The 25388-nt window shown below is 56.3% G+C and carries 19 protein-coding genes; 14 read left to right on the top strand and 5 right to left on the bottom strand.

The window, feature by feature from the left end; translation table 11 throughout:
- Nucleotides 1–130: 130 nt before the first annotated feature.
- Nucleotides 131–619 carry an N-acetyltransferase gene (yhhY, locus tag K7R23_RS04575; protein ID WP_012908316.1) on the bottom strand — a complete coding sequence of 163 codons (489 nt, stop codon included), beginning with the start codon at nt 617–619 and terminating at the stop codon, nt 131–133.
- A 471-nt stretch (nt 620–1090) separates the two neighbouring features.
- Here yhhY and K7R23_RS04570 point away from each other — a divergent pair, with 471 nt between their 5' ends.
- The 5 genes from K7R23_RS04570 (at nt 1091) to gntU (ending at nt 6046) form a co-directional block, all read left to right on the top strand.
- Nucleotides 1091–2128, top strand: coding sequence for an oxidoreductase (locus K7R23_RS04570; RefSeq protein WP_012908317.1), 1038 nt, complete (start codon nt 1091–1093; stop codon nt 2126–2128).
- A gap of 123 nt (nt 2129–2251) precedes the next feature.
- Nucleotides 2252–2947: a pirin family protein gene (locus K7R23_RS04565; protein ID WP_012908318.1), complete on the top strand. Its 696-nt coding sequence runs from the start codon at nt 2252–2254 to the stop codon at nt 2945–2947.
- Between the two features lie 92 nt (nt 2948–3039).
- Nucleotides 3040–4035 carry a gluconate operon transcriptional repressor GntR gene (gene gntR / locus K7R23_RS04560; protein ID WP_012908319.1) on the top strand — a complete coding sequence of 332 codons (996 nt, stop codon included), beginning with the start codon at nt 3040–3042 and terminating at the stop codon, nt 4033–4035.
- 139 nt (nt 4036–4174) lie between these two features.
- The gene (gene gntK, locus K7R23_RS04555; RefSeq protein WP_012908320.1) at nt 4175–4702 is read left to right on the top strand and encodes a gluconokinase; all 528 of its coding nucleotides are present in this window, start codon (nt 4175–4177) and stop codon (nt 4700–4702) included.
- A 3-nt stretch (nt 4703–4705) separates the two neighbouring features.
- On the top strand, nt 4706–6046 hold the full coding sequence (gene gntU, locus K7R23_RS04550) for a gluconate transporter (RefSeq protein ID WP_024133039.1): 1341 nt from the start codon (nt 4706–4708) through the stop codon (nt 6044–6046).
- Nucleotides 6047–6304: 258 nt separating this feature from the next.
- Here the strand turns inward: gntU and yhgN are convergent, their stop codons facing one another.
- Nucleotides 6305–6898 carry an NAAT family transporter YhgN gene (yhgN, locus tag K7R23_RS04545; protein ID WP_012908322.1) on the bottom strand — a complete coding sequence of 198 codons (594 nt, stop codon included), beginning with the start codon at nt 6896–6898 and terminating at the stop codon, nt 6305–6307.
- Between the two features lie 191 nt (nt 6899–7089).
- Between yhgN and asd the strand changes: the two genes are divergently transcribed.
- From asd to glgP, 6 genes are all read left to right on the top strand, one after another.
- Complete coding sequence (gene asd, locus K7R23_RS04540; RefSeq protein WP_012908323.1) at nt 7090–8193, top strand: aspartate-semialdehyde dehydrogenase; 1104 nt, start codon at nt 7090–7092, stop codon at nt 8191–8193.
- 364 nt (nt 8194–8557) lie between these two features.
- Nucleotides 8558–10744 (top strand): 1,4-alpha-glucan branching enzyme, encoded by a 2187-nt coding sequence (glgB, locus tag K7R23_RS04535; RefSeq protein WP_012908324.1) that lies wholly within the window; start codon nt 8558–8560, stop codon nt 10742–10744.
- Nucleotides 10741–12717: a glycogen debranching protein GlgX gene (glgX, locus tag K7R23_RS04530; protein ID WP_012908325.1), complete on the top strand. Its 1977-nt coding sequence runs from the start codon at nt 10741–10743 to the stop codon at nt 12715–12717. Before glgB ends, glgX begins: the two co-directional genes overlap by 4 nt.
- A 14-nt stretch (nt 12718–12731) precedes the next feature.
- Nucleotides 12732–14027: a glucose-1-phosphate adenylyltransferase gene (gene glgC / locus K7R23_RS04525; protein ID WP_012908326.1), complete on the top strand. Its 1296-nt coding sequence runs from the start codon at nt 12732–12734 to the stop codon at nt 14025–14027.
- A complete protein-coding gene (gene glgA / locus K7R23_RS04520) occupies nt 14027–15460 on the top strand; it encodes a glycogen synthase GlgA (protein WP_012908327.1) in 1434 nt (477 codons plus the stop codon). Before glgC ends, glgA begins: the two co-directional genes overlap by 1 nt.
- A 19-nt stretch (nt 15461–15479) precedes the next feature.
- Nucleotides 15480–17927 (top strand): glycogen phosphorylase, encoded by a 2448-nt coding sequence (gene glgP, locus K7R23_RS04515; RefSeq protein ID WP_012908328.1) that lies wholly within the window; start codon nt 15480–15482, stop codon nt 17925–17927.
- 103 nt (nt 17928–18030) lie between these two features.
- Here glgP and glpD read toward each other — a convergent pair whose 3' ends face one another.
- Nucleotides 18031–19539 carry a glycerol-3-phosphate dehydrogenase gene (gene glpD, locus K7R23_RS04510; RefSeq protein ID WP_012908329.1) on the bottom strand — a complete coding sequence of 503 codons (1509 nt, stop codon included), beginning with the start codon at nt 19537–19539 and terminating at the stop codon, nt 18031–18033.
- A 197-nt stretch (nt 19540–19736) separates the two neighbouring features.
- Between glpD and glpE the strand changes: the two genes are divergently transcribed.
- From glpE to K7R23_RS04495, 3 genes are all read left to right on the top strand, one after another.
- A complete protein-coding gene (glpE, locus tag K7R23_RS04505; RefSeq protein WP_012908330.1) occupies nt 19737–20063 on the top strand; it encodes a thiosulfate sulfurtransferase GlpE in 327 nt (108 codons plus the stop codon).
- A gap of 75 nt (nt 20064–20138) precedes the next feature.
- Nucleotides 20139–20969, top strand: a complete 831-nt coding sequence (gene glpG / locus K7R23_RS04500; protein ID WP_012908331.1) for a rhomboid family intramembrane serine protease GlpG — start codon at nt 20139–20141, stop codon at nt 20967–20969.
- Nucleotides 20970–21068: 99 nt separating this feature from the next.
- Nucleotides 21069–21827 carry a DeoR/GlpR family transcriptional regulator gene (locus K7R23_RS04495; RefSeq protein WP_012908332.1) on the top strand — a complete coding sequence of 253 codons (759 nt, stop codon included), beginning with the start codon at nt 21069–21071 and terminating at the stop codon, nt 21825–21827.
- A gap of 43 nt (nt 21828–21870) precedes the next feature.
- On the opposite strand, the gene malT is transcribed toward K7R23_RS04495, so the two are convergent.
- Both malT and K7R23_RS04485 read right to left on the bottom strand, forming a co-directional pair.
- Nucleotides 21871–24576, bottom strand: a complete 2706-nt coding sequence (malT, locus tag K7R23_RS04490; protein ID WP_043013299.1) for an HTH-type transcriptional regulator MalT — start codon at nt 24574–24576, stop codon at nt 21871–21873.
- 375 nt (nt 24577–24951) lie between these two features.
- Nucleotides 24952–25380, bottom strand: coding sequence for a DUF1240 domain-containing protein (locus K7R23_RS04485; RefSeq protein WP_012908334.1), 429 nt, complete (start codon nt 25378–25380; stop codon nt 24952–24954).
- Nucleotides 25381–25388: the final 8 nt, after the last annotated feature.

The raw sequence follows: 25388 nt of genomic DNA, 5'->3' as shown, positions 1-25388 counted from the left end.
TGTGGCGATATTCAGGGAGTGAATAGGTATGTATTTCGTGTCCTTAATACAAAGACAGTGTTGCTGGTATTGAAGGGGCATTGTATTTAAAAATGCCAGATTTAATTCCTGGGAGAGTTCGTCCAATGCCTTACTTCACCCGCGCCATAAAATAAGCGTCCACATATTCACCGTTGCGCAGGGCGTATTTTTTGCCGGTGCCTTCAATCTCAAAGCCATATTTTTTGTAGACCGCAACCGCTGGCGCGTTATCGACAAATACCGTCAGTTCGATGCGGTCAACGCGCAGCCAGTTGTCGCACATGTCGATCATGGCGTGCATCAGCGCGCTGGCGACGCCGCGGTTTTGCCAGTTAGCGTCAACGCAGATGCCGAAATCCGCAACGTGACTGCGACGCGGGCGCTGCGTAACCTCAATGCACAGATGGCCGACCACCTGCTCATCAATGCAGGCGACAAGCTGTTTGATGCCCGGCCGATCGGCCAGGCGCGCCTGCCACATTTCAGGTGAGGGATGAGGAACCTGTAGCGTGTTGCGATACACCTCCGGCTGGGCGTGGATCTGACGAATCGCCTCATAATCTTTAGTTTCAGCGTGGCGTATCACTATCTCACTCATTCCTTATCTCCTGTGGGGGCGTTCGTAGCGTTACACTCGCCGAGATTGAAAACACCGTCAACCGCATTTTTTTGCAAAAAGTGTTGGACAAGTGCGAATGAGAATGATTATTATTGCTTTGCATTCAGGGAGACCCCGTGTGGAGAACCTGAAGGCACGACATTGCTCACATTGCTTCCAGTATTACTTTAGCCAGCCTCTGCTGGCTTTTTTTTGGGGTCTGTTTCAGCCTGGCTTACTTGTCATTTTGTCCCCGGGAAGTGCTCGTGCTCCTCACGTACATTAAGTACGCTCCGGGCCCTGCGCGCTTGCCGTGAACAAACTGACGGCGACGCCGACGGCTGATTTTTTGGCTTTGTTTGTAGGCTGGATAAGCGCTAGCGCCATCCGGCAACGGTTTCGGGCTCTGACGTGTCGTCTTTTCCCGCTTTGCGCTATGGTGTAGGCAACCACCTTAAAAAGGACGCACCTATGACTTTACATTGCGCATTTATTGGCTTTGGTAAAAGCACCACCCGCTATCATCTTCCTTACGTTCTTAATCGCAAAGAGAGCTGGCACGTGGCGCATATCTTCCGTCGTCATCCGAAGCCGGAAGAGCAGGCGCCGGTCTATTCGCACATTCATTTCACCAGCGATCTGCATGAAGTGCTGGACGACCCGCAGGTGAAACTGGTGATCGTCTGTACCCACGCCGACAGCCATTTTGAGTACGCGAAACGGGCGCTGGAAGCCGGGAAAAACGTGCTGGTTGAGAAGCCGTTTACCCCGACGATGCGCGAGGCCAAAGAACTGTTCGAACTGGCGCGAAGCAAAGGGCTGACGGTGACGCCGTATCAGAACCGTCGTTTCGACTCCTGCTTCCTGACCGCCAAAAAAGCCATTGAAAGCGGCAAGCTGGGAGACATTGTCGAAGTCGAAAGCCACTTCGACTACTACCGCCCGGTGGCGGAAAGCAAACCGGGGCTGCCGCAGGATGGCTCATTTTACGGCCTCGGCGTACACACGATGGATCAAATCATCTCGCTGTTTGGTCGCCCGGATCACGTGGCGTATGACATCCGTAGCCTGCGCAATAAAGCTAACCCGGACGATACCTTTGAAGCGCAGCTGTTCTTCGGCGACCTGAAAGCCATCGTCAAAACCAGCCATCTGGTGAAAATCGATTATCCGAAATTTATCGTTCACGGCACCCGAGGCTCGTTTATTAAATACGGTATCGACCAGCAGGAGACCAGCCTGAAGGCCAATATCATGCCGGGCGACGCGGGATTTGCGGCGGATGATTCCGTGGGCGTACTGGAGTACGTCAACAACGAAGGAGTGACGGTACGCGAAGAGGTCACGCCGGAGGTGGGCGATTACGGTCGCGTCTACGATGCGCTGTTTGAGACGCTGAGTCACGGCGTGCCAAATTACGTCAAGGAATCTGAGGTTCTTACCAACCTGGAAATCCTCGAACGGGCGTTTGAACAGGCTTCACCTGCCACCATTACCCTTGCCCGATAAGGCTGAGCGGCTCCTCTGTACTTGTTCATATTTTTTGAACAGAGGAGTCAATTTTCACCCTCTATGATCCCTGAGCGATTGAGTCCACACTTACCCCATCGAAAACATACGGGGGTGAACACAATGATCTACTTACGCAAAGCAAACGACCGCGGCCATGCAAATCACGGCTGGCTGGATTCCTGGCATACCTTCTCTTTTGCCGATTATTACGACCCGAACTTTATGGGCTTTTCGGCGCTGCGGGTAATAAACGATGACGTGATCGACGCGGGCCAGGGCTTTGGCACCCATCCACATAAAGACATGGAGATCCTGACCTACGTGCTGGAAGGCGCTGTAGAGCATCAGGACAGTATGGGCAATAAAGAGCAGGTGCCCGCCGGTGAATTCCAGATTATGAGCGCGGGAACCGGGGTGCGTCACTCGGAGTACAACCCGAGCAAAACGGATCGTCTGCGTCTGTATCAGATCTGGATTATCCCGGAAAAAACCGGCATCACCCCGCGTTATGAACAGCGCCGTTTCGACGCCGCGCAGGGGAAACAGCTGGTGCTGTCGCCGGATGCCCGCGACGGTTCGCTGAAAGTGTACCAGGATATGGAACTGTACCGCTGGGCGCTGGCGAAAGATGAGCAGTCGGTGCATCAGATTGCCGCGGAGCGCCGCGTCTGGATCCAGGTGGTGAAAGGCGAAGTGACCATTAACGGCACCAGAGCGACCACCAGCGACGGGCTGGCGATTTGGGATGAGCAAGCCATTTCGATCCATGCTGACAGCAACAGCGAAGTGCTGTTGTTTGATTTACCACCGGTATAAATAAATATCACAACCTTCCCGACTAATCGGGAAGGTTGCCGCACGTCCGTGGTAAACTGGGAAAATCTATCCCTTTTATATCTTTCAGGACGATGAAAAAGAAAAGACCCGTACTTCAGGATGTAGCCGACCGCGTAGGCGTGACCAAAATGACGGTCAGTCGCTTTTTGCGTAACCCGGAGCAGGTTTCCGTTGCGCTACGGGGCAAGATTGCCGCTGCACTTGATGAACTGGGTTACATTCCCAATCGCGCCCCTGATATTCTCTCTAACGCCACCAGCCGGGCGATTGGCGTTCTGCTGCCGTCATTAACTAACCAGGTGTTCGCGGAAGTGCTGCGCGGTATCGAAGCAGTGACGGATGCCCACGGCTACCAGACCATGCTGGCGCACTACGGCTATAAGCCCGAGATGGAGCAGGAGCGTCTGGAGTCGATGCTCTCCTGGAACATCGACGGCCTGATTCTCACCGAACGCACCCATACTCCGCGCACCCTGAAAATGATTGAAGTGGCGGGCATTCCGGTGGTCGAACTGATGGACAGTCAGTCGCCCTGCCTGGATATTGCCGTCGGCTTTGACAACTTTGAAGCCGCACGCCAGATGACCGCCGCGATTATTGCCCGTGGGCATCGTCATATCGCTTATCTCGGGGCGCGTCTCGACGAACGAACTATTATCAAACAGAAGGGTTATGAACAGGCGATGCTGGACGCGGGCCTGGTGCCTTACAGTGTGATGGTAGAGCAGTCTTCTTCCTATTCATCGGGGATTGAGCTCATTCGCCAGGCGCGCCGGGAATACCCGCAGCTGGACGGTATTTTCTGCACCAACGACGATCTGGCGGTCGGCGCGGCGTTTGAATGCCAGCGCCTGGGGCTTTCAATCCCGCGTGATATGGCGATTGCCGGTTTCCACGGCCACGATATCGGTCAGGTGATGGAACCGCGCCTGGCCAGCGTCCTGACGCCGCGCGAGCGGATGGGCAGCATCGGCGCCGAGCGTCTGCTGGCGCGGATCCGTGGCGAAAGCGTGACGCCAAAAATGTTAGATTTAGGTTTCACCTTGTCACCAGGTGGATCTATTTAACGTAACAAATTTGAGCTAGCTCACACTTATTCACTTCTGGCACGTTTGAACATTGCTTCCAGGAGGGTACGGCTGGACAATGTTACCGATAACAGTTACCCGTAACAATTCCTGATTCTTGTACTGTGGGGGCACCACTTTGAGCACGACTAACCATGATCACCACGTTTACGTTCTGATGGGCGTATCGGGCAGCGGCAAATCCGCCGTTGCAAGCGAAGTGGCGCATCAGCTTAATGCCGCGTTTCTTGATGGCGATTTTCTTCATCCGCGTCGCAATATTGAGAAAATGGCCTCTGGCGAACCGCTGAATGATGATGACCGTAAGCCGTGGCTGCAGGCGCTGAACGACGCCGCGTTTGCCATGCAGCGTACCAACAAGGTTTCGCTGATCGTCTGTTCCGCGCTGAAAAAACACTATCGCGATCTCCTGCGCGACGGAAATCCGAATCTCTCTTTCATCTACCTGAAAGGCGATTTCGACGTCATTGAAAGCCGACTGAAAGCGCGTAAAGGTCACTTCTTTAAAACCCAGATGCTGGTGACGCAGTTCGATACGTTGCAGGAGCCGGGTGCGGATGAAACAGACGTGCTGGTGGTGGATATCGATCAGCCGCTGGACGGTGTGGTTGCGAGCACCATTGAGGCTATTAACAAAAGGCAGTAAGTTTTGAGTACATTAACGCTTGTTTTAACAGCAGTAGGTTCGGTTTTACTGCTGCTGTTTTTAGTAATGAAGGCGCGTATGCATGCCTTCGTTGCTTTGATGGTGGTATCTATAGGTGCAGGTCTTTTTTCCGGTATGCCGCTCGATAAAATCGCGGCGACGATGGAAAAAGGGATGGGCGGTACGCTGGGCTTCCTGGCGATAGTGGTCGCGTTAGGGGCTATGTTCGGCAAAATTTTGCATGAAACCGGTGCGGTCGATCAAATTGCCGTCAAAATGCTGAAATCTTTTGGCCACAGTCGCGCGCACTACGCGATTGGTCTGGCCGGCCTGATTTGCGCGCTGCCGCTGTTCTTTGAAGTGGCGATCGTGCTGCTGATCAGCGTTGCGTTCTCAATGGCGCGCCATACCGGCACCAATCTGGTGAAGCTGGTGATCCCGCTGTTTGCCGGGGTGGCTGCGGCTGCGGCGTTCCTGCTGCCGGGGCCTGCGCCGATGCTGCTGGCTTCGCAGATGCACGCCGATTTTGGCTGGATGATCCTGATTGGCCTGTGCGCGGCGATCCCGGGGATGATTATCGCCGGGCCGCTGTGGGGCAACTTTATCAGCCGCTACGTTGAGCTGCGTATTCCCGACGACATTACCGAACCGCATTTGGGCGAAGGCAAAATGCCCTCCTTTGGCTTCAGCCTGGCGCTGATCCTGCTGCCGCTGGTGCTGGTGGGGCTGAAAACCATCGCTGCGCGCTTCGTGCCGGAAGGCTCAACGGCTTATGAATGGTTTGAGTTTATCGGCCATCCGTTCACCGCGATCCTGGTGGCGTGCCTGGTAGCGATTTATGGCCTGGCGATGCGTCAGGGAATGCCGAAAGACAAAGTGATGGAGATCTGCGGTCACGCGCTGCAACCGGCGGGGATTATTCTGCTGGTGATCGGTGCAGGCGGCGTGTTCAAGCAGGTGCTGGTGGATTCCGGCGTCGGCCCGGCGCTGGGCGAAGCGTTAACCGGCATGGGCCTGCCGATTGCTATAACCTGCTTCGTGCTCGCGGCGGCGGTGCGTATCATTCAGGGTTCCGCGACCGTGGCCTGTCTGACGGCGGTAGGGCTGGTGACGCCGGTCATTGAACAACTGAACTTCTCCGGCGCGCAGATGGCGGCGCTGTCAATCTGCATCGCGGGTGGTTCGATTGTCGTTTCCCACGTTAACGATGCCGGTTTCTGGCTGTTCGGCAAATTCACCGGCGCGAGCGAAGCGCAAACGCTGAAGACCTGGACGATGATGGAAACCATCCTCGGCACCGTCGGCGCGATTATCGGGATGATTGCCTTCCAGCTGTTGAGTTGATTGGCAGGCACATCGCCGGATGGCGGCTTCACCTTATCCGGCCTACGCCATCCGCTAGGCCGGTGGCGCTTACGTTTACCGGGCGTATCGCCGGATGGCGGCTTCGCCTTATCCGGCCTACACCATCCACAAGGCCGATGGCGGCTTCGCCTTATCCGGCCTACGCCACCCGCTAGGCCGGTGGCGCTTGCCGGGTCAACGTTATGCACATAGGGAAACCGTAGGCCGGGTAAGCGTCAGCGCCACCCGGCTTTTTTATTACCCCTTCATCCACATCCGGATGCCATCAAGGAACATCTGGGTCGCCATCATCACCAGGATCAACCCCATCAGGCGCTCCAGCGCGTTAACGCCTTTCTCGCCGAGCAGGCGCAGGAACAGCGACGACTGCATCAGGATGGCAAAAGTGCCGCCCCAGGCCAGCAGCAGGGCGATCACCAGATGCCCCATCTGGTTAGGGTACTGATGCGACAGCAGCATCAGCGTCGCCAGGATAGTCGGCCCGGCCACCAGCGGGATCGCCAACGGCACGATAAACGGCTCCTCGCCCGCCGGTAAACCCGCGCTGTTGCCCGACGCGCTGGGGAAAATCATCTTTATGGCGATCAGAAACAGAATAATGCCGCCGGAGATGGATACCGTTTCGGCGCGCAGGTTAAGAAACGCCAGAATTTTCTCGCCCGCGAAAAGAAAAATCAGCATCAGCAGCAGCGCAATAAACAGCTCGCGAACCATAATCGCCCGGCGGCGTTTGGGTTCGGTATGCTTCAGTACGGACATGAAAATGGGCAGATTTCCGAGCGGATCCATAATCAAAATCAATAAAACTGCCGCTGATATAATTTCATTCATAACTCAAATTTCCGGATAATTGCCGTGGACTTTCTGCTTGCGTATGTAGCGGGATAAGTCGCATTACTGATGGCGTCGTTATCATTGATTAATTTCACTTGCGACTTTGGCTGCTTTTTGTATGGTGAAGGATAAGCCACCAGGAGACTGGTTAGCATACACAGCACACATCTCTGCAGGAAAAAAACGCTATGAAAAATGTTGGTTTTATTGGCTGGCGCGGTATGGTCGGCTCTGTTCTCATGCAACGCATGGTTGAAGAGCGCGACTTCGACGCCATTCGCCCTGTTTTCTTTTCGACGTCTCAACTGGGACAGGCTGCGCCGACGTTCGGCGGCGCTACCGGCACGCTACAGGACGCATTCGATCTTGAGGCCCTGAAGGCGCTTGATATTATTGTGACCTGCCAGGGCGGCGATTATACCAACGAAATCTACCCAAAGCTTCGTGAAAGCGGGTGGCAGGGCTACTGGATTGACGCCGCCTCCTCGCTGCGCATGAAAGACGACGCCATCATTATTCTCGATCCGGTTAACCAGAACGTTATCAACGATGGTCTGAACAGAGGCATCAAAACCTTCGTTGGGGGCAACTGTACCGTCAGCCTGATGCTGATGTCGCTGGGCGGTCTGTTTGCCAACGATCTGGTGGAGTGGGTATCCGTTGCTACTTACCAGGCGGCTTCCGGCGGCGGCGCGCGCCATATGCGCGAACTGCTCAACCAGATGGGCCAGTTGCATAACCACGTGGCGGATGAACTGGCGACCCCTGCCTCAGCAATCCTCGACATTGAACGCAAAGTAACCCACCTGACCCGCAGCGGCGATCTGCCGGTGGATAACTTTGGCGTACCGCTGGCCGGTAGTCTGATCCCGTGGATCGACAAACAGCTCGACAACGGTCAAAGCCGCGAAGAGTGGAAGGGCCAGGCGGAAACCAACAAGATTCTCAACACCGCTTCCGCGATCCCGGTTGATGGACTGTGCGTGCGCATCGGCGCGCTGCGCTGCCACAGCCAGGCTTTCACCATTAAATTGAAAAAAGATGTGTCCATTCCGACCGTGGAAGAGCTGCTGGCGACGCATAATCCGTGGGCGAAAGTGGTGCCAAACGATCGGGAGATCACCATGCGCGAGCTGACCCCGGCGGCGGTTACCGGCACGCTGACCACGCCGGTGGGGCGTCTGCGCAAACTCAATATGGGACCGGAGTATCTGTCAGCCTTTACCGTCGGCGACCAGCTGCTGTGGGGCGCGGCGGAACCGCTACGCCGGATGCTGCGCCAGCTGGCGTAAGGGCGAGCTGCCCGATGGCGCTTCGCTTATCGGGCCTACGGGAGACCGGCGATGGTGGTCGCTGAACCGGTTTTCGGAATCTTCGCAAAAATTTGCCAAAGTGTTATCCAGGGTGCGGAGTCACCCTTTTTTATGCGCTATACAGGAGTAATCGCAGATGTTTCATTTTTTCACAGGAGTTAATGAAAGCGTTGGCTATTCTTTAAGGGTGCGCTGATACCGGAGAGGTATGAAGGCGTTGCCTGAAGCCAGGACGGCGCAGAGAGGATGCACTTTTGTGCTGCGCTGTTAAAAGTTAAAAAAAGCGTCTCCAGCCGTTGCCCTGGGTAGCGGTGAAGAGAGGCCGTACAACAGGAAGACAACCATGTCCGTTCGTATCGATAGAGACGTGATTAATGCGCTTATCGCAGGCCATTTTGCGGATCCTTTTTCCGTACTCGGAATGCACCAGACCCCCGCCGGACTTGAAGTCCGCGCCCTGTTACCTGACGCCACGGAAGTGTGGGTCATTGAACCGAAAACCGGACGTAAAGTCGGCAAGCTTGAATGCCTCGACTCGCGCGGTTTCTTCAGCGGCGTATTGCCGCGTCGTAAAAATCCTTTTCGCTATCAGCTTGCGGTGATCTGGCATGGTCAGCAGAACCTGATTGACGATCCCTACCGCTTTGGCCCATTGATTCAGGAGATGGATGCCTGGCTGCTGTCGGAAGGCACCCATCTGCGCCCGTATGAGACGCTCGGCGCGCATGCGGACACGATGGATGGCGTGACCGGCACCCGTTTTTCCGTCTGGGCGCCGAATGCCCGTCGTGTCTCGGTGGTCGGGCAATTCAACTACTGGGACGGTCGCCGCCACCCGATGCGCCTGCGCCAGGAGAGCGGCATCTGGGAGCTGTTTATCCCCGGCGCGCAAAACGGTCAGCTGTATAAATATGAGATGATCGACGCCAACGGCAATCTGCGCGTAAAAGCCGATCCTTACGCGTTCGAAGCGCAGATGCGCCCGGATACCGCCTCGCTGATTTGCGGACTGCCGGAAAAAGTCGAACAAACCGAGGAGCGTAAAAAAGCCAACCAGTTTGATGCGCCCATCTCCATTTATGAGGTGCATCTCGGCTCCTGGCGTCGTCATACCGACAACAACTTCTGGTTGAGCTATCGCGAACTGGCGGACCAGCTTATCCCCTACGTTAAGTGGATGGGCTTTACCCATATCGAACTGCTGCCGGTTAACGAGCACCCGTTCGACGGCAGCTGGGGCTATCAGCCTACCGGCCTGTACGCGCCGACCCGCCGCTTCGGCACCCGCGATGACTTCCTCTATTTCATTCACGCCGCGCATCATGCCGGGCTGAACGTCATTCTCGATTGGGTGCCGGGGCACTTTCCGTCAGATGATTTCGGGCTGGCGGAATTCGACGGCACGAAGCTGTACGAGCACAGCGACCCGCGGGAAGGCTATCACCAGGACTGGAACACGCTGATCTATAACTATGGTCGCCGCGAGGTCAGCAACTACCTGGTCGGCAACGCCCTGTACTGGATTGAGCGCTTCGGCATTGACGCCCTGCGCGTGGATGCGGTGGCGTCGATGATTTACCGCGACTACAGCCGCAAAGAGGGCGAGTGGATCCCGAACGAATTCGGCGGGCGCGAGAACCTCGAAGCGATCGAATTTTTACGCAACACCAACCGCATCCTTGGCGAACAGACGTCCGGCGCGGTGACGATGGCGGAAGAGTCCACCGACTTTGCCGGCGTTTCCCGCCCGCAGGAGTCGGGCGGCTTAGGCTTCTGGTACAAGTGGAATCTTGGCTGGATGCACGACACCCTGGATTATATGAAGCTGGACCCGGTTTATCGCCAGTACCATCACGGTAAGCTGACCTTCGGGATGCTCTACAACTATACCGAGAACTTTGTGCTGCCGCTGTCGCATGACGAAGTGGTCCACGGCAAGAAATCGATTCTCGACCGTATGCCGGGCGACGCCTGGCAGAAGTTCGCCAACCTGCGCGCCTATTATGGCTGGATGTGGGCGTTCCCCGGCAAGAAGCTGCTGTTTATGGGCAACGAGTTCGCCCAGGGGCGCGAGTGGAACCACGATAGCAGTCTCGACTGGCACCTGCTGGAAGGCGGCGACAACTGGCACCACGGCGTCCAGCGTCTGGTACGCGACCTTAACCTCACCTATCGCCACCATAAAGCGCTGCATGAACTTGACTTCGACCCGTATGGCTTCGAATGGCTGGTGGTGGATGACAACGAACGCTCGGTGCTGATTTTTGTGCGTCGCGATAAGGTCGGCAATGAAATTATCGTCGCCAGCAACTTCACCCCGGTGCCGCGCCACGACTATCGCTTTGGCGTCAATCAGCCGGGTAAATGGCGCGAAATCCTCAATACCGACTCAATGCACTATCACGGCAGCAATGCGGGCAACGGCGGCGTGGTGCAAACCGACGACATCGCCAGCCACGGACGCCCGCAGTCGCTGAGCCTGTCGCTGCCGCCGCTGGCGACCATCTGGCTGGTCCGGGAGGGGGAATGAGCCAACTGGCGACGGGGAACGCCACGCCTCTCGGCGCCACGTATGACGGAAGCGGCGTGAACTTCACGCTGTTTTCCGCCCATGCCGGGCGCGTTGAGCTGTGCGTGTTTGACGCGCAGGGCAACGAGCAGCGCTACGACTTGCCCGCGCGCAGCGGGGATATCTGGCACGGCTATTTACCCGGCGCGCGTCCCGGTTTGCGCTACGGCTATCGCGTGCATGGTCCGTGGTCGCCCGCGCAGGGGCATCTTTTTAATCCGGCGAAGCTGCTGATTGACCCCTGCGCGCGGCGCGTTGACGGTGATTTTACTGATAATCCGCTGTTCCATGCTGGCTATGACGAACCGGATCATCGCGATAACGCCGCCATTGCGCCGAAATGCGTGGTCACTGCCGATCGGTATGACTGGGAGGACGATACGCCGCCGCGCACGCCGTGGGGCAACACCGTCATCTATGAGGCTCACGTCAAAGGCTTAACCTGTCTGCATCCGCAGATTCCGGCGGAAATTCGCGGTACCTGGAGGGCGCTCGGTCATCCGGTGATGATTGCTTACTTTAAGCGCCTGGGGATCACCGCGCTGGAGCTGCTGCCGGTGGCGCATTTCGCCAGCGAACCGCGGTTACAGCGCCTGGGACTCTCTAACTACTGGGGCTACAACCCGGTGGCGCTGTTTGCGCTGCATCCGGCATACGCCTGTTCGCCCGAAACGGCGCTCGACGAGTTTCGCGATGCGGTGAAAGCGCTGCACAAAGCCGGTATCGAGGTCATTCTCGATATCGTGCTGAACCACAGCGCTGAGCTGGATCTGGACGGACCTCTCTTCTCTCTGCGCGGAATCGACAACCGTAGCTATTATTGGATAAGGGACGATGGCGATTACCACAACTGGACCGGCTGCGGCAACACCCTGAACCTGAGTCATCCTCAGGTAGTGGAGTACGCCTGCGAATGCCTGCGCTACTGGGTGGAAACCTGTCACGTTGATGGTTTTCGTTTTGATCTGGCGTCGGTAATGGGGCGGACCCCCGCGTTTCGTCAGGACGCGCCGCTGTTTACGGCGATCAAAAATTGTCCGCTGCTCTCCGGCGTGAAGCTGATTGCCGAACCGTGGGATATCGGCGAGGGCGGATATCAGGTCGGCAATTTTCCGCCGCCGTTTGCCGAGTGGAACGACCACTTTCGCGATGCCATGCGCCGCTTCTGGTTGCAGCAAAATGTGACGCTCGGCGAGTTCGCCAGCCGTTTTGCCGCCTCCAGCGATGTGTTTAAACGCAGCGGACGCCAGCCCGGCGCGTCGGTCAATCTGGTGACTGCCCATGATGGATTCACGCTCAGGGACTGCGTTTGTTTCAACCAGAAACACAATGAGGCAAACGGAGAGGAAAATCGGGACGGAACCGACAATAACCATAGCAATAATCATGGTAAAGAAGGGTTAGGCGGCACGCTGGAAGTGGTTGAGCGTCGGCGCGACAGCGTTCATGCCCTGCTGACGACGCTGCTGCTCTCTCAGGGGACGCCGATGCTGCTGGCTGGCGATGAACATGGTCACAGCCAGCATGGCAATAATAACGCCTACTGCCAGGACAATGCGCTGACCTGGCTGGACTGGTCGCAGGCAAGCGACGGCTTAACGGAGTTTACCGCTGCCCTGATTCATCTGCGTCAGCAAATTCCTGCGCTGGTGGCGGATCGGTGGTGGGAAGAGGGAGATGGCAATGTGCGCTGGCTGAATCGCTACGCGCAGCCATTAAGCGCAAATGAGTGGCAAAACGGCGTCAGGCTGATGCAAATCCTGCTGTCGGACCGTTTTCTTATCACCATTAATGCCACGCCTGACGTTGCAGAAATTGTATTACCCGAAGGGGAATGGCGTGCCGTTCCCCCATTTGCCGGTGAGGATAATCCGGTGATTACGGCTGTCTGGCCGGGACCTGCGCATGGACTGTGTGTGTTCCAGAGAGGATAAAAAAGGAGTTAGTCATGGTGAGTTTAGAGAAGAACGACCGTTTAATGTTGGCGCGCCAGTTGCCGCTGAAGTCTGTTGCCCTGATCCTGGCGGGTGGACGTGGCACACGTCTGAAAGATTTAACCAACAAGCGCGCTAAACCGGCCGTTCACTTTGGCGGTAAATTCCGCATTATCGATTTTGCCTTATCAAACTGTCTTAACTCCGGGATCCGTCGCATCGGCGTAATTACGCAATATCAGTCACATACCCTGGTTCAGCATATTCAGCGCGGCTGGTCGTTTTTCAGCGAAGAGATGAACGAGTTCGTCGATCTGCTGCCCGCTCAGCAGCGTATGCAGGGAGAAAACTGGTATCGCGGCACCGCCGATGCCGTGACGCAAAACCTTGACATTATCCGCCGCTATAAAGCGGAATATGTGGTGATCCTCGCCGGCGACCACATCTATAAGCAGGACTACTCGCGTATGCTTATCGACCACGTGGAGAAGGGCGCGCGCTGTACCGTGGCCTGTATGCCGGTGCCCATTGAGGAAGCCAGCGCCTTCGGCGTGATGGCGGTGGACGAACACGACAAGGTCATTGAGTTCGTTGAAAAACCGGCGAACCCGCCAGCGATGCCGGGCGACGCCACCAAATCCCTCGCCAGTATGGGGATCTATATTTTCGACGCCGAATATTTGTACGAACTGCTGGAACAGGACGACGCTAACGACGCCTCAAGCCACGACTTCGGTAAAGATATTATTCCGGCCGTCACCAAAGCCGGTATGGCCTGGGCGCATCCTTTCCCGCTCTCCTGCGTGCAGTCCGATCCGGAATCGGAACCCTACTGGCGCGATGTCGGGACGCTTGAGGCGTACTGGAAAGCTAACCTCGATCTGGCCTCGGTCACGCCGGAGCTGGATATGTACGACCAGAACTGGCCGATTCGCACCCATATGGAGTCCTTACCGCCTGCGAAGTTCGTTCAGGATCGCTCCGGCAGCCACGGTATGACCCTGAACTCGCTGGTTTCCGGCGGCTGTATTATTTCCGGCTCGGTGGTGGTGCAGTCCGTCCTGTTCCCGCGCGTGCGGGTCAATTCATTCTGTAATATTGATTCGGCGGTGTTACTGCCGGAAGTCTGGGTGGGGCGCTCATGCCGCCTGCGCCGGTGCATTATCGATCGTGCCTGCGTTATTCCTGAAGGGATGGTGATTGGCGAAAACGCTGAAGAAGATGCCCGTCGCTTCTACCGATCCGAAGAAGGCATTGTTTTAGTTACGCGCGACATGTTGCGCAAACTGCACGTCAAACAGGAGCGATAATGCAGGTTTTACACGTATGTTCGGAGATGTTCCCCCTGCTTAAAACAGGTGGTCTGGCAGATGTATTAGGCGCGTTACCTGCGGCGCAAATTGCGGATGGCGTGGATGCGCGCGTCCTGTTGCCCGCGTTTCCTGACCTTCGGCGCGGCATTACCGATGCGCAGGTGGTCACGCGGCGCGACACCTTCGCGGGTAAAATCAGCCTGCTGTTCGGGCATTACAACGGGGTGGGGATCTACCTGATTGACGCCCCGCACCTCTACGATCGTCCGGGGAGTCCGTATCACGATACCAACCTGTACGCCTATACCGACAACGTGCTGCGCTTTGCGCTGCTCGGGTGGGTAGGATGTGAAATGGCCTGCGGCCTTGACCCATTCTGGCGCCCTGACGTGGTGCACGCGCACGACTGGCACGCTGGCCTGACGCCGGCCTATCTGGCGGCGCGCGGGCGTCCGGCGAGGTCGGTCTTTACCGTCCACAACCTGGCGTATCAGGGCATGTTTTATGCACAGCATATGAATGAGATCCAGTTGCCCTGGTCGTTTTTCAATATGCATGGGCTGGAGTTCAACGGACAGATCTCCTTCCTGAAGGCCGGTCTGTATTATGCCGACCATATTACGGCGGTGAGCCCGACCTATGCGCGGGAGATTACCGAACCGCAGTTCGCCTACGGTATGGAAGGGCTGCTGCAACAGCGCCACCGCGAAGGACGCCTTTCCGGCGTGCTGAACGGCGTGGATGAAAAAATATGGAGTCCGGAAACGGACCTTTTGCTGGCCTCGCGCTACTCGCGGGACTCGCTGGAAGAGAAGGCCGAGAACAAGCGCCAGCTGCAGATTGCGATGGGGCTGAAGGTCAACGATAAAGTGCCGCTGTTCGCCGTCGTCAGCCGTCTGACCAGTCAGAAAGGGCTGGACCTGGTGCTGGAGGCGCTGCCAGGCTTACTGGAGCAGGGTGGGCAACTGGCGCTGCTCGGCGCGGGCGATCCGGTGTTGCAGGAGGGCTTTCTCGCGGCGGCGGCGGAGCATCCCGGCCAGGTGGGGGTGCAGATTGGCTATCACGAAGCCTTCTCGCACCGTATTATGGGCGGTGCGGACGTGATTCTGGTGCCGAGCCGCTTTGAGCCGTGCGGCTTAACGCAGCTGTATGGCCTGAAATACGGCACCCTGCCGCTGGTGCGGCGCACCGGCGGTCTTGCGGATACGGTGTCTGACAGTTCGCTGGAAAACCTGGCTGACGGTATCGCCAGCGGGTTTGTATTTGAGGACAGCAACGCCTGGTCACTGCTGCGGGCGATCCGCCGTGCTTTTGTGTTGTGGTCGCGACCTTCGCTCTGGCGGTTTGTGCAACGGCAAGCGATGGCGATGGATTTTAGCTGGCAGGTCGCGGCGAAGTCTTACCGCGAGCTTTACTATCGCTTGAAATAGTTATTCAGGAATCACCATTATGAATGCTCCTTTTACCTATGCATCGCCGACACTGAGCGTAGAAGCGCTGAAGCACTCTATTGCCTATAAGCTGATGTTCACGATTGGTAAAGATCCAGTCATTGCCAATAAGCATGAATGGTTGAACGCCACGCTGTTTGCGGTGCGCGATCGTCTCGTGGAGCGCTGGCTACGTTCTAACCGCGCCCAGTTGTCGCAGGAAACCCGCCAGGTCTACTATCTGTCGATGGAGTTCCTGATTGGCCGCACGCTCTCTAACGCTCTGCTGTCGTTAGGCATTTATGACGATGTCAAAGGCGCGCTGGAAGCGATGGGGTTAGATCTCGAAGAATTGATTGATGAAGAAAATGACCCCGGCCTCGGCAACGGCGGCCTGGGGCGTCTGGCGGCCTGTTTCCTTGATTCGCTGGCGACCTTAGGGCTACCGGGACGCGGCTACGGCATTCGCTATGACTACGGTATGTTCAAACAGAACATCGTCGACGGGCGACAGAAAGAGTCGCCTGACTACTGGCTGGAGTACGGCAACCCGTGGGAGTTTAAACGCCACAATACGCGTTATAAAGTGCGTTTTGGCGGGCGTATCCAGCAGGAAGGCAAGAAAACGCGCTGGATTGAAACCGAAGAGATCCTCGCGGTGGCCTACGACCAGATTATCCCCGGCTACGACACTGATGCGACCAACACGCTGCGTCTGTGGAACGCCCAGGCCAGTAGCGAAATCAACCTCGGTAAGTTCAACCAGGGCGACTATTTCGCGGCGGTGGAGGATAAAAACCACTCCGAGAACGTATCGCGCGTGCTGTATCCGGACGACTCGACCTATTCCGGGCGTGAACTGCGTCTGCGCCAGGAGTATTTCCTCGTCTCCGCCACGGTGCAGGATATTCTCAGCCGTCATTATCAGCTGCATAAAACCTACAAAAATCTGGCGGATAAAATCGCCATTCACCTGAACGATACACACCCGGTGCTGTCGATTCCGGAACTGATGCGCCTGCTGATCGACGAGCATAAGTTCAGCTGGGACGACGCCTTTGAGGTCTGCTGCCAGGTCTTCTCCTACACCAACCATACGCTGATGAGCGAAGCGCTGGAAACCTGGCCGGTGGATATGCTGGGCAAGATCCTGCCGCGCCATTTGCAGATTATCTTTGAGATTAACGACTATTTCCTGAAAACCCTCCAGGAGCAGTATCCGAACGATACCAGCCTGCTGGGGCGCGCTTCGATTATTGATGAATCCAACGGGCGCCGGGTGCGCATGGCGTGGCTGGCGGTGGTGGTCAGCCACAAGGTGAACGGAGTATCTGAACTGCACTCCAACCTGATGGTACAGTCGCTATTCGCCGATTTCGCCACGATCTTCCCGACCCGCTTCTGCAACGTGACTAACGGCGTAACGCCGCGTCGCTGGCTGGCGCTGGCGAACCCGCCGCTCTCCGCCGTGCTGGATGAGAACATTGGCCGCACCTGGCGTACCGACCTCAGCCAGCTGAGCGAGCTGGAACAACACTGCGACTTTCCGCTGGTGAACCATGCGGTGCGCCAGGCGAAGCTGGAAAATAAAAAGCGGCTGGCGGTGTATATCGCCCAACAGCTTAACGTGGTGGTGAACCCGAAAGCGCTGTTTGATGTGCAGATCAAACGTATCCATGAGTACAAACGCCAGCTGATGAACGTGCTGCACGTCATCACCCGCTACAACCGGATCAAGGCCGATCCGGACGCGCAGTGGGTGCCGCGGGTCAATATTTTCGCCGGTAAAGCCGCGTCGGCCTACTACATGGCGAAACACATCATTCATCTGATTAACGACGTGGCGAAGGTGATTAACAACGATCCGCAGATTGGCGATAAGCTGAAGGTGGTGTTTATTCCCAACTACAGCGTCAGTCTGGCGCAGCTGATCATTCCGGCGGCGGATCTTTCGGAGCAGATTTCGCTGGCGGGGACCGAAGCGTCGGGCACCAGTAACATGAAATTCGCCCTTAACGGCGCGCTGACCATCGGTACGCTGGACGGCGCGAACGTCGAGATGCAGGAGCACGTTGGCGAAGAGAATATCTTTATCTTTGGTAATACCGCAGAAGAGGTGGAAGAGCTGCGCAGGCAGGGCTACAAACCGCGCGAGTATTATGAACAGGATGAGGAGCTGCATCAGGTGCTGACGCAAATCGGCAGCGGCGTGTTCAGCCCGGACGAACCGGGACGCTATCGCGATTTAGTGGATTCGCTGATTAACTTTGGCGACCATTATCAGGTGCTGGCGGACTATCGCAGCTACGTTGATTGCCAGGACAGGGTCGACGAGCTGTATGGCCGTCCGGAAGAGTGGACCGCCAAAACGATGCTTAATATCGCCAATATGGGGTATTTCTCATCCGACAGAACCATTCAGGAGTATGCCGACACCATCTGGCATATCGATCCGGTGCGGTTGTAACAGGAAGATTGCCGGGGGCGCTTCGCTTGCCCGGCCTACGTTCGCCCGTAGGCCGGATAAGGCGCAGCCGCCATCCGGCATTTGAGTCCATCCGGTATACTCTTTACGACGCCAACGACAACGGATGTTTTTCCATATACGCCGTCAACCACTGGGTAACGCGAGACTGTTGCTCGGCGTTAAGCCACATTCCCTCTTTGGTGCGGCGCCACAGCGCATCGTCGGCGCGGCGAACCCATTCGTGGTCCACCAGGTACTTCAGTTCCGCCTCATAGAATTCGTGGCCGAAATTCTCGCCGAGATCGGCCAGCGACGTCGCTTCGCCGAGAATCAAGCCGCTGTTGCTGCCGTAGGTGCGCGCATAATGGCGCGCCAGCGATTCGCTCAGGAACGGATAGCGACGGCGCAGCTTCGCCGCGTAATCTTCGCGATCGCCGCCGATATCTCCGCCCGGCAGCACGCACTCTTTGGTCCACGCTGGGCCAATGCCCTGATAGTAACCCGACAGTTTTTCCATCGCGTGTTCGGCGAGCTTGCGGTAGGTCGTCAGTTTGCCGCCGAAAACTGATAGCAGCGGCGCTTTGCCGTTCTCGTCATGAATATCCAGCGTATAGTCACGGGTGATGGCCTGCGGCGAATCGGATTCGTCATCGCACAGCGGGCGCACCCCGGAGTAGGTCCAGACGATATCGTCGCGACCCAGCTGTTTCTTAAAGTGAGCGTTATACACCTTCAGCAGATAGTTAATTTCGCTTTCGTCGATTTTCACCGCTTTCGGGTCGCCGTGGTACTCGACGTCGGTGGTGCCGATGATCGAGAACTCCTCCATCCACGGAATCACAAACACAATACGCTTGTCTTCGTTTTGCAGGATGTAGGCCTGTTTCTGGCTGTGAACGCGCGGCACCACGATATGGCTGCCTTTGATCAGACGAATGCCGTACGGCGACGGCAGGTGCATCCCCTCGTCGAAAAATTCTTTTACCCATGGACCGGTAGCGTTAACCAGACCGCGCGCCTGCCAGGTGTATTTCTTGCCGGTATCGATATCTTCCGCTTCGACAATCCACAGGCCGTTTTCGCGGCGTGCGGCGGTCGCCCGGGTGCGGGTTAACACCTCGCCGCCTTTTTGCACCACCATCTGCGCGTTCGCCAGCACCAGGCGGGCATCGTCCACCCAGCAGTCAGAGTATTCGAAACCGCGCACGATTTCGGGCTTCAGGACGGACTCTGAGCCAAAACGCAAACCGGTCGAGCCCGGCAGGCTGGTACGTTTACCCAGGTGATCGTACATAAACAGACCAATGCGGATCATCCATGCCGGACGCAAATGTGGGCGGTGCGGCAGGCGGAATCGCATCGGGAAGGCGATATGCGGCGCCATTTTCAGCAATACTTCACGTTCGGCCAGCGCTTCGCTGACCAGACGGAATTCATAGTGCTCCAGGTAGCGCAGGCCGCCGTGAATAAGTTTCGAGCTGGCGGAAGAGGTGGCGCACGCAAGATCCTGCGCTTCCAGCATCAGCACGGATAAACCGCGTCCGGCGGCATCTGCCGCGATACCGGCACCGTTGATGCCTCCCCCTATCACAATCAGATCTTTGGTTTCCATGCTGTCCTCTTACGCTTTCGTTATAGCTCATAAATGTTCGTTATCGAGCATAATAGCAAAAAAACGCGCCCCTGGTAACATTGAATAAACAATTTACAGTGATACATATAACATTATGGCGTTTCACCGCCGCCGGGACGTACACTAAGCGGTAACATGCCTGAAAAGCGTCACCTGCAAAATAAAGAAGAGAATCTATGGATCAGTTTGAATGTATTAACGTTGAAGAAGCGCACCAGAAGCTGCAACAGGGCGCGGCGGTGCTGGTGGATATCCGCGATCCGCAAAGTTTTGCGATGGGGCACGCGCCGCAGGCGTTTCATCTGACGAACGATACGCTGGGCGCGTTTATGCGCGAATATGATTTTGACACGGCGGTGATGGTGATGTGCTATCACGGCAATAGCAGTAAAGGGGCGGCGCAGTATCTGCTACAACAGGGCTATGACGCGGTGTACAGCGTCGATGGCGGTTTTGACGCCTGGCACCGTCATTTTCCCGCCGAAGTCGCCAGTGGCGCTTAAGCCAACAAAGATGCAGCCGGAACGAAGCAGGGCCTATATACTGTCTCCTTTTGTATGGATTAAGCGATCGCAACCATGTTGATGATTACCTCTTTTGCTAACCCCCGCGTGGCGCAGGCCTTTGTCGATTATATGGCGACGCAGGGCGTTATTCTGACCATTCAACAACATCAGCAAAGCGATGTCTGGCTGGCGGATGAGTCCCAGGCCGAACGGGTGCGCGTGGAGCTGGCGCGTTTTCTGGAGAACCCTGCCGATCCGCGCTATCTGGCGGCCAGCTGGCAGTCCGGCCATACCGGCAGCGGCCTGCATTATCGTCGTTTTCCGTTTTTCGCCACGCTGCGCGAGCGCGCCGGACCGGTGACCTGGTTTATCATGGCGCTCTGCGTGCTGGTGTTTATTGTTCAGAGTCTGATTGGCTATCAAACCGTGATGGCGTGGCTGGCGTGGCCGTTCGATCCGTCACTGAAATTTGAGGTCTGGCGCTACTTCACCCACGCCTTTATGCATTTCTCACTGATGCATATTCTCTTCAACCTGCTGTGGTGGTGGTACCTTGGCGGGGCGGTGGAGAAGCGGCTTGGCAGCGGCAAGCTAATTGTGATTACTGTTATCAGCGCTTTGCTGAGCGGCTATGTGCAGCAGAAATTCAGCGGCCCGTGGTTCGGCGGATTGTCCGGCGTGGTCTACGCACTGATGGGCTACGTCTGGCTGCGCGGCGTACGCGATCCGCAGAGCGGTATCTACCTGCAAGGCGGGCTGATAGTTTTTGCGTTAATCTGGATCGTCGCCGGATGGTTCGATCTGTTTGGCATGTCGATGGCTAACGGGGCGCACATCGCCGGACTGGCGGTTGGCCTGACGATGGCGCTGGCAGATACGATAAATGCGCGAAAACGAACATGATTAAGGTTGCGCCGGATAGCGGCGCAATGGGGAAGGTACGATCCGTAGACCGGACAAGACGCCAGGCGTCGCTATCCGGCAAGATTTCAGGGAATAACAATGAAACAAACACAACGACATGACGCGATCATCGAGCTGGTAAAAAAACAGGGATACGTCAGTACAGAGGAGCTGGTGGAGCATTTTTCCGTCAGCCCGCAAACCATTCGTCGCGATCTCAACGATCTGGCCGATCAGAACATGATTCTGCGTCATCACGGCGGCGCCGCGCTGCCGTCCAGTTCGGTGAATACCCCCTGGCACGATCGTAAAGCCACCCAGACGGCGGAAAAAGAGCGCATCGCGCGCAAGGTCGCCACCCAGATCCCGAACGGTTCGACGCTGTTTATCGACATCGGCACCACGCCGGAGGCCGTGGCGCACGCCCTGCTCAACCACAGTAATTTGCGTATTGTGACCAACAACCTGAACGTGGCGAATACGCTGATGGCGAAAGACGATTTCCGTATTATTCTCGCCGGCGGCGAGCTGCGCAGCCGCGACGGCGGGATTATCGGCGAAGCGACCCTCGACTTTATTTCGCAGTTCCGTCTCGATTTCGGCATTCTGGGGATCAGCGGCATCGACAGCGACGGTTCGCTACTGGAGTTCGACTATCACGAAGTGCGCACCAAGCGCGCCATCATCGAAAATTCCCGCCACGTCATGCTGGTGGTGGATCACTCCAAGTTTGGTCGTAACGCGATGGTCAATATGGGCAGTATCAGTATGGTGGATGCGGTTTATACCGATACGCTGCCGCCAGCGGGGATTATGCAGGTGATCACCGACCACCATATTCAGCTGGAACTGTGCTAATCACCTCGCCGGATGGCCGCGTAACGCGCGTTATCCGGCTGGTTTATACCCCGTAACCCATCATTTTCAACAGCTGCTGCGCGTGCTGTACCGCATCCTGACGGTGGGCTACGCCGAGCTTTTGATACAGGTTGCGGATATGGGTTTTGATGGTGGTGGCCGCGACAGCCAGCTCGCCGGCAATCTGTTCGTTGCTGTAGCCGGAATAAATCAGCCCCAGCACCTGCCACTCCCGCTGCGTCAGCGGGCTGGTACGGATCAGCTCCGGCACTTCCGGATGGTTCAGCAGGCGTTCGACAAATCCTTCGTCAAAATGCGCGAACTTATGACGGTGATGCTGGTTAATCTCACGCAAAATGCGCTGCGCGCGATGCTGGTCCAGCTCCGGCAGGGTATTGAGCTGAAGAAGCTGGCGCAGCTGCTGCGCCATCGCTTCGCCTTCAATCACGAAATGACTGATAAAACCGGTGCGGTTGGCAAGCTGCAGGGCGTCGAGCAGGACGCGCTGGGCGTCGTTTTTCCGTCCGGACTGCCAGTAGAGCTGATTGAGCAACAGCAGGTTACGGTTGAGATCGCTCATCAGCCGCAGGCTGCGCGCGTTCTCATTCAGTTCTTCCAGCACGATCTCTGCCGGTTCAAACTCCCCCAGCAAAATCTGCGCGCGGGCAATATTGCGCCACTGCCCTTGCAGGAAGTGGTTATTGGCGAATTCCGGTTTCGGCGTGTGGCGCAGCCAGTTGGCGGCGGACTTTTTATCGCCGGTCATCTGCCAGTAAATCACCCGCACCTTATCGGCGTTGGAGATCCAGTCGCTATGGTAATGTCCATTGCCGAGCAGGTTTTCCAGGCGGTTGAGGTGACTGCGGGCATTATCCAGATCGCCGCGCGCCAGCGAGCACTGGATCAGCAGGGCCAGACACTGAAGCTGCTGCTGGGGCTGGAAGGCGGAAAGCACTTCAATGCCGCTGCGGGCGGAGGCTTCCGCTTCGTCCAGACGCGCCCACGCCCACAATAGCTGCGCGCGAATGCGTACCAGAAATTCGTGCATCGGCAGCTGTTCCAGATGCTGATCCTTGATCAGCTGGAACGCCTTTTCCTGAGTCTCCCAGGCGGCCTGTAAAAAGCCCTGGGCGAAGAGGATCTCGCTTTGCTGGATCAGGCTCCACAGCGCGTAGTGCCAGACGTCATGATGGCGTGCCATCTGTTCGGTTTGTTGCATTAGCGCCAGCGAGCGGGAGAGATCGCCTTTGCAGTGCAGTACTTCGCCGTGTACTGAGGTGGCGACGATGCGGCTGTAGTACCAGGCTATGGGCAGCTCATCCAGCGCCAGTTTCGCCAGCCGCTCCGCTTCGTCAGGATTGCCGTCGTTAATCGCTACCTGCGCCCGCAGCGCGTTAAACTCCGCGTGCAGGGTGCTGTCCATCACGCCTTTGATCTCTTGTTCAGCGCGCGCCAACAGGGTATTGACCTCGCTGTAACGGTGCTGGCTCTGCATCAGCCAGGCCTGGAGCAGCACCAGTCGCGGGTTTTCCAGCAGGCTTTCCCACGGCAGCGCTTTTAATGACTCCTCCAGCAGCGAGAGTTCGCTGTGGTTAAATAATCCCCACGCGTGGTTCAGCAGGATATCGCGCAGCATATGCGCGTCGCCGGCCGCCAGCGCGTGGTGGATGGCTTCGCTCGGGAAGCCCTGCGCCATCCAGCTTTCCGCCGCGGCGCGGTGGATCTCCGGTAACTCCGTTGCCAGCTCCCACTGACAGCGCTGACGCAGGAAGTTGCCAAACAGCGGATGGTAGCTGAACCACTCGCCGGTATCGTCCATCCGTTGCAGGAACAGCCCCTGACGCTCGATCTCCTCCAGACGCATCTGGCCGTTTTCTTCGCTGGTTACGCGCACGATCAGCGCATCGTTCATTGAGCGCAGGATAGCGCTTTTCAGCAGAAAATGGCGGGTGCTGACGTCGACGTTGTCGAGCACTTCATCGACCAGATAATCGGAAAGGTGGCTGGCGTTAATCCCTGCCAGACGGCGTGCGGACTGGTGAGCGCAGTGATTGTTCTGGCGGGCGGAGAGGGCGATCAGCTGCAGCGCTGTCGCCCAACCGGCCACGTCGTCGCACATCCGGCTGCTTTCGGCTGCTTCGATAGGCGAGGACAAACGGCGGTCGAAAAACTGCTTTGCTTCCTGATGGTTAAAAGCCAGCTGCTGGCTGCCGATCTCAAGCAGTTGATCGCGCACCCGCAGGTTCGCAATCCCCAGTTGCGGTAAATTACGTGACAGCACCACCAGGGTCAGGTTTTCCGGCTGATGGCGCAGGAAGAAACGCATCGACTCATGAATCACCGGATTGGTGATCAGGTGATAATCGTCAATGACCAGATACAGCGGGCGATGCCACTCCGCCAGCTCAATAAACAGCTGCGCGAAAAGTGAAGTCAGGCTGACGTACTGGCGTTTTTGCACCATCACTTCGCTGGTAGCACAATGTCCATTGGTGGCCTGCTGGATCGCGGCAATTAAATAGCTGGCAAAGCGCTCCTGCTGATTGTCGCCTTCATCTAATGAATACCAGCCGAGGTCGCTCTTGCCTGCGGCCCATTGTGAAACAAGAGTGGTTTTTCCATACCCCGCAGGACTTGTGATCAGGGCCAGCCTGAAATTGTTCGCGCCGGAAAGTTTAGCCAACAGGCGCTCACGAACCACTGTATGGTCGAGACGAACCGGACGACTTAATTTAGACGGAATCAACATAGTTAACACTTCACTGTGGAAAATGGCGGGACTGCGATTTTTTTTGCGCTTCGTAATTAATGGTTATAAGGTCGGCCAGATTAAGAATTTTTGCAAGTTATGTCCGATAACGGACCGCCTTAATTTGCACTAAATCACAATTTTATATCACGCGGAACATGTACCGAAGTCAGGTCTGATAAGGAAGGCACCTTATACTTCCCCTTTTTTTGTACAATGAGTACAATCTGAAAGATGATGCTGACACGGGTGAAGAGAAAAGTAATTGTAACTTACCGTGATAAATTATTTTTGAAAAGTAACCCCTCTCATTCAGTGGCAAAAGGCTGGAAACAACAGCGTCATTTTCTCCACGCCAGCTGTTTTGAATGAGAGTTACCAGAAACTACGCTTATCGACAATCGTTTTGCAAAGTTCGATGTCGGTTACATAATAATCATGGAGTTTTTCCTGGGGACAGGAGGTGTAAGAGAATGCCGCGAGTAAAATTGGAACGACAAAGTTTACAATAAAGCCGATAATTAAAGAAAAGACAACAATAAAGACCACAGGAGCTTCTATCGGCGCTGGGATACTGGCATGTGCATCTTTGCTGAACAATGCCACAACAGATAAAATTAAAACCAAAATTATCACCGGTGCGCCACTAAGCAGCAGGCATGTTTTGTCATAACTAATAATATCACCCATCTTTATCAGGGATAAAAAGTCAGTCATTACCCTGCCAAATAACAAAAAATCCAGATTTGCGAGGAAAAAAAGAATAAGTGCAATGGCATAAAGGCGTAAATAAATCTTCTTCATTACTCCTC

The sequence above is a fragment of the Citrobacter rodentium NBRC 105723 = DSM 16636 genome, from assembly GCF_021278985.1.
Taxonomy (GTDB): Bacteria; Pseudomonadota; Gammaproteobacteria; order Enterobacterales; family Enterobacteriaceae; genus Citrobacter_A; species Citrobacter_A rodentium.
The sequence above is the reverse complement of the archived record's forward strand: the minus strand, read 5'-3'. Positions and strand labels throughout refer to the sequence as shown.

What these genes read in the sequence shown, in the direction of transcription:
- glgP (WP_012908328.1), top strand. Translation starts at nt 15,480, where the DNA reads ATGAATGCTCCTTTTACCTATGCATCGCCGACACTGAGCGTAGAAGCG.
- glpD (WP_012908329.1), bottom strand. Translation starts at nt 19,539, where the DNA reads ATGGAAACCAAAGATCTGATTGTGATAGGGGGAGGCATCAACGGTGCC.
- K7R23_RS04570 (WP_012908317.1), top strand. Translation starts at nt 1,091, where the DNA reads ATGACTTTACATTGCGCATTTATTGGCTTTGGTAAAAGCACCACCCGC.
- glpE (WP_012908330.1), top strand. Translation starts at nt 19,737, where the DNA reads ATGGATCAGTTTGAATGTATTAACGTTGAAGAAGCGCACCAGAAGCTG.
- glgC (WP_012908326.1), top strand. Translation starts at nt 12,732, where the DNA reads ATGGTGAGTTTAGAGAAGAACGACCGTTTAATGTTGGCGCGCCAGTTG.
- K7R23_RS04565 (WP_012908318.1), top strand. Translation starts at nt 2,252, where the DNA reads ATGATCTACTTACGCAAAGCAAACGACCGCGGCCATGCAAATCACGGC.
- glgB (WP_012908324.1), top strand. Translation starts at nt 8,558, where the DNA reads ATGTCCGTTCGTATCGATAGAGACGTGATTAATGCGCTTATCGCAGGC.
- asd (WP_012908323.1), top strand. Translation starts at nt 7,090, where the DNA reads ATGAAAAATGTTGGTTTTATTGGCTGGCGCGGTATGGTCGGCTCTGTT.
- glgA (WP_012908327.1), top strand. Translation starts at nt 14,027, where the DNA reads ATGCAGGTTTTACACGTATGTTCGGAGATGTTCCCCCTGCTTAAAACA.
- malT (WP_043013299.1), bottom strand. Translation starts at nt 24,576, where the DNA reads ATGTTGATTCCGTCTAAATTAAGTCGTCCGGTTCGTCTCGACCATACA.
- K7R23_RS04485 (WP_012908334.1), bottom strand. Translation starts at nt 25,380, where the DNA reads ATGAAGAAGATTTATTTACGCCTTTATGCCATTGCACTTATTCTTTTT.
- glpG (WP_012908331.1), top strand. Translation starts at nt 20,139, where the DNA reads ATGTTGATGATTACCTCTTTTGCTAACCCCCGCGTGGCGCAGGCCTTT.
- yhgN (WP_012908322.1), bottom strand. Translation starts at nt 6,898, where the DNA reads ATGAATGAAATTATATCAGCGGCAGTTTTATTGATTTTGATTATGGAT.
- gntR (WP_012908319.1), top strand. Translation starts at nt 3,040, where the DNA reads ATGAAAAAGAAAAGACCCGTACTTCAGGATGTAGCCGACCGCGTAGGC.
- yhhY (WP_012908316.1), bottom strand. Translation starts at nt 619, where the DNA reads ATGAGTGAGATAGTGATACGCCACGCTGAAACTAAAGATTATGAGGCG.
- glgX (WP_012908325.1), top strand. Translation starts at nt 10,741, where the DNA reads ATGAGCCAACTGGCGACGGGGAACGCCACGCCTCTCGGCGCCACGTAT.
- K7R23_RS04495 (WP_012908332.1), top strand. Translation starts at nt 21,069, where the DNA reads ATGAAACAAACACAACGACATGACGCGATCATCGAGCTGGTAAAAAAA.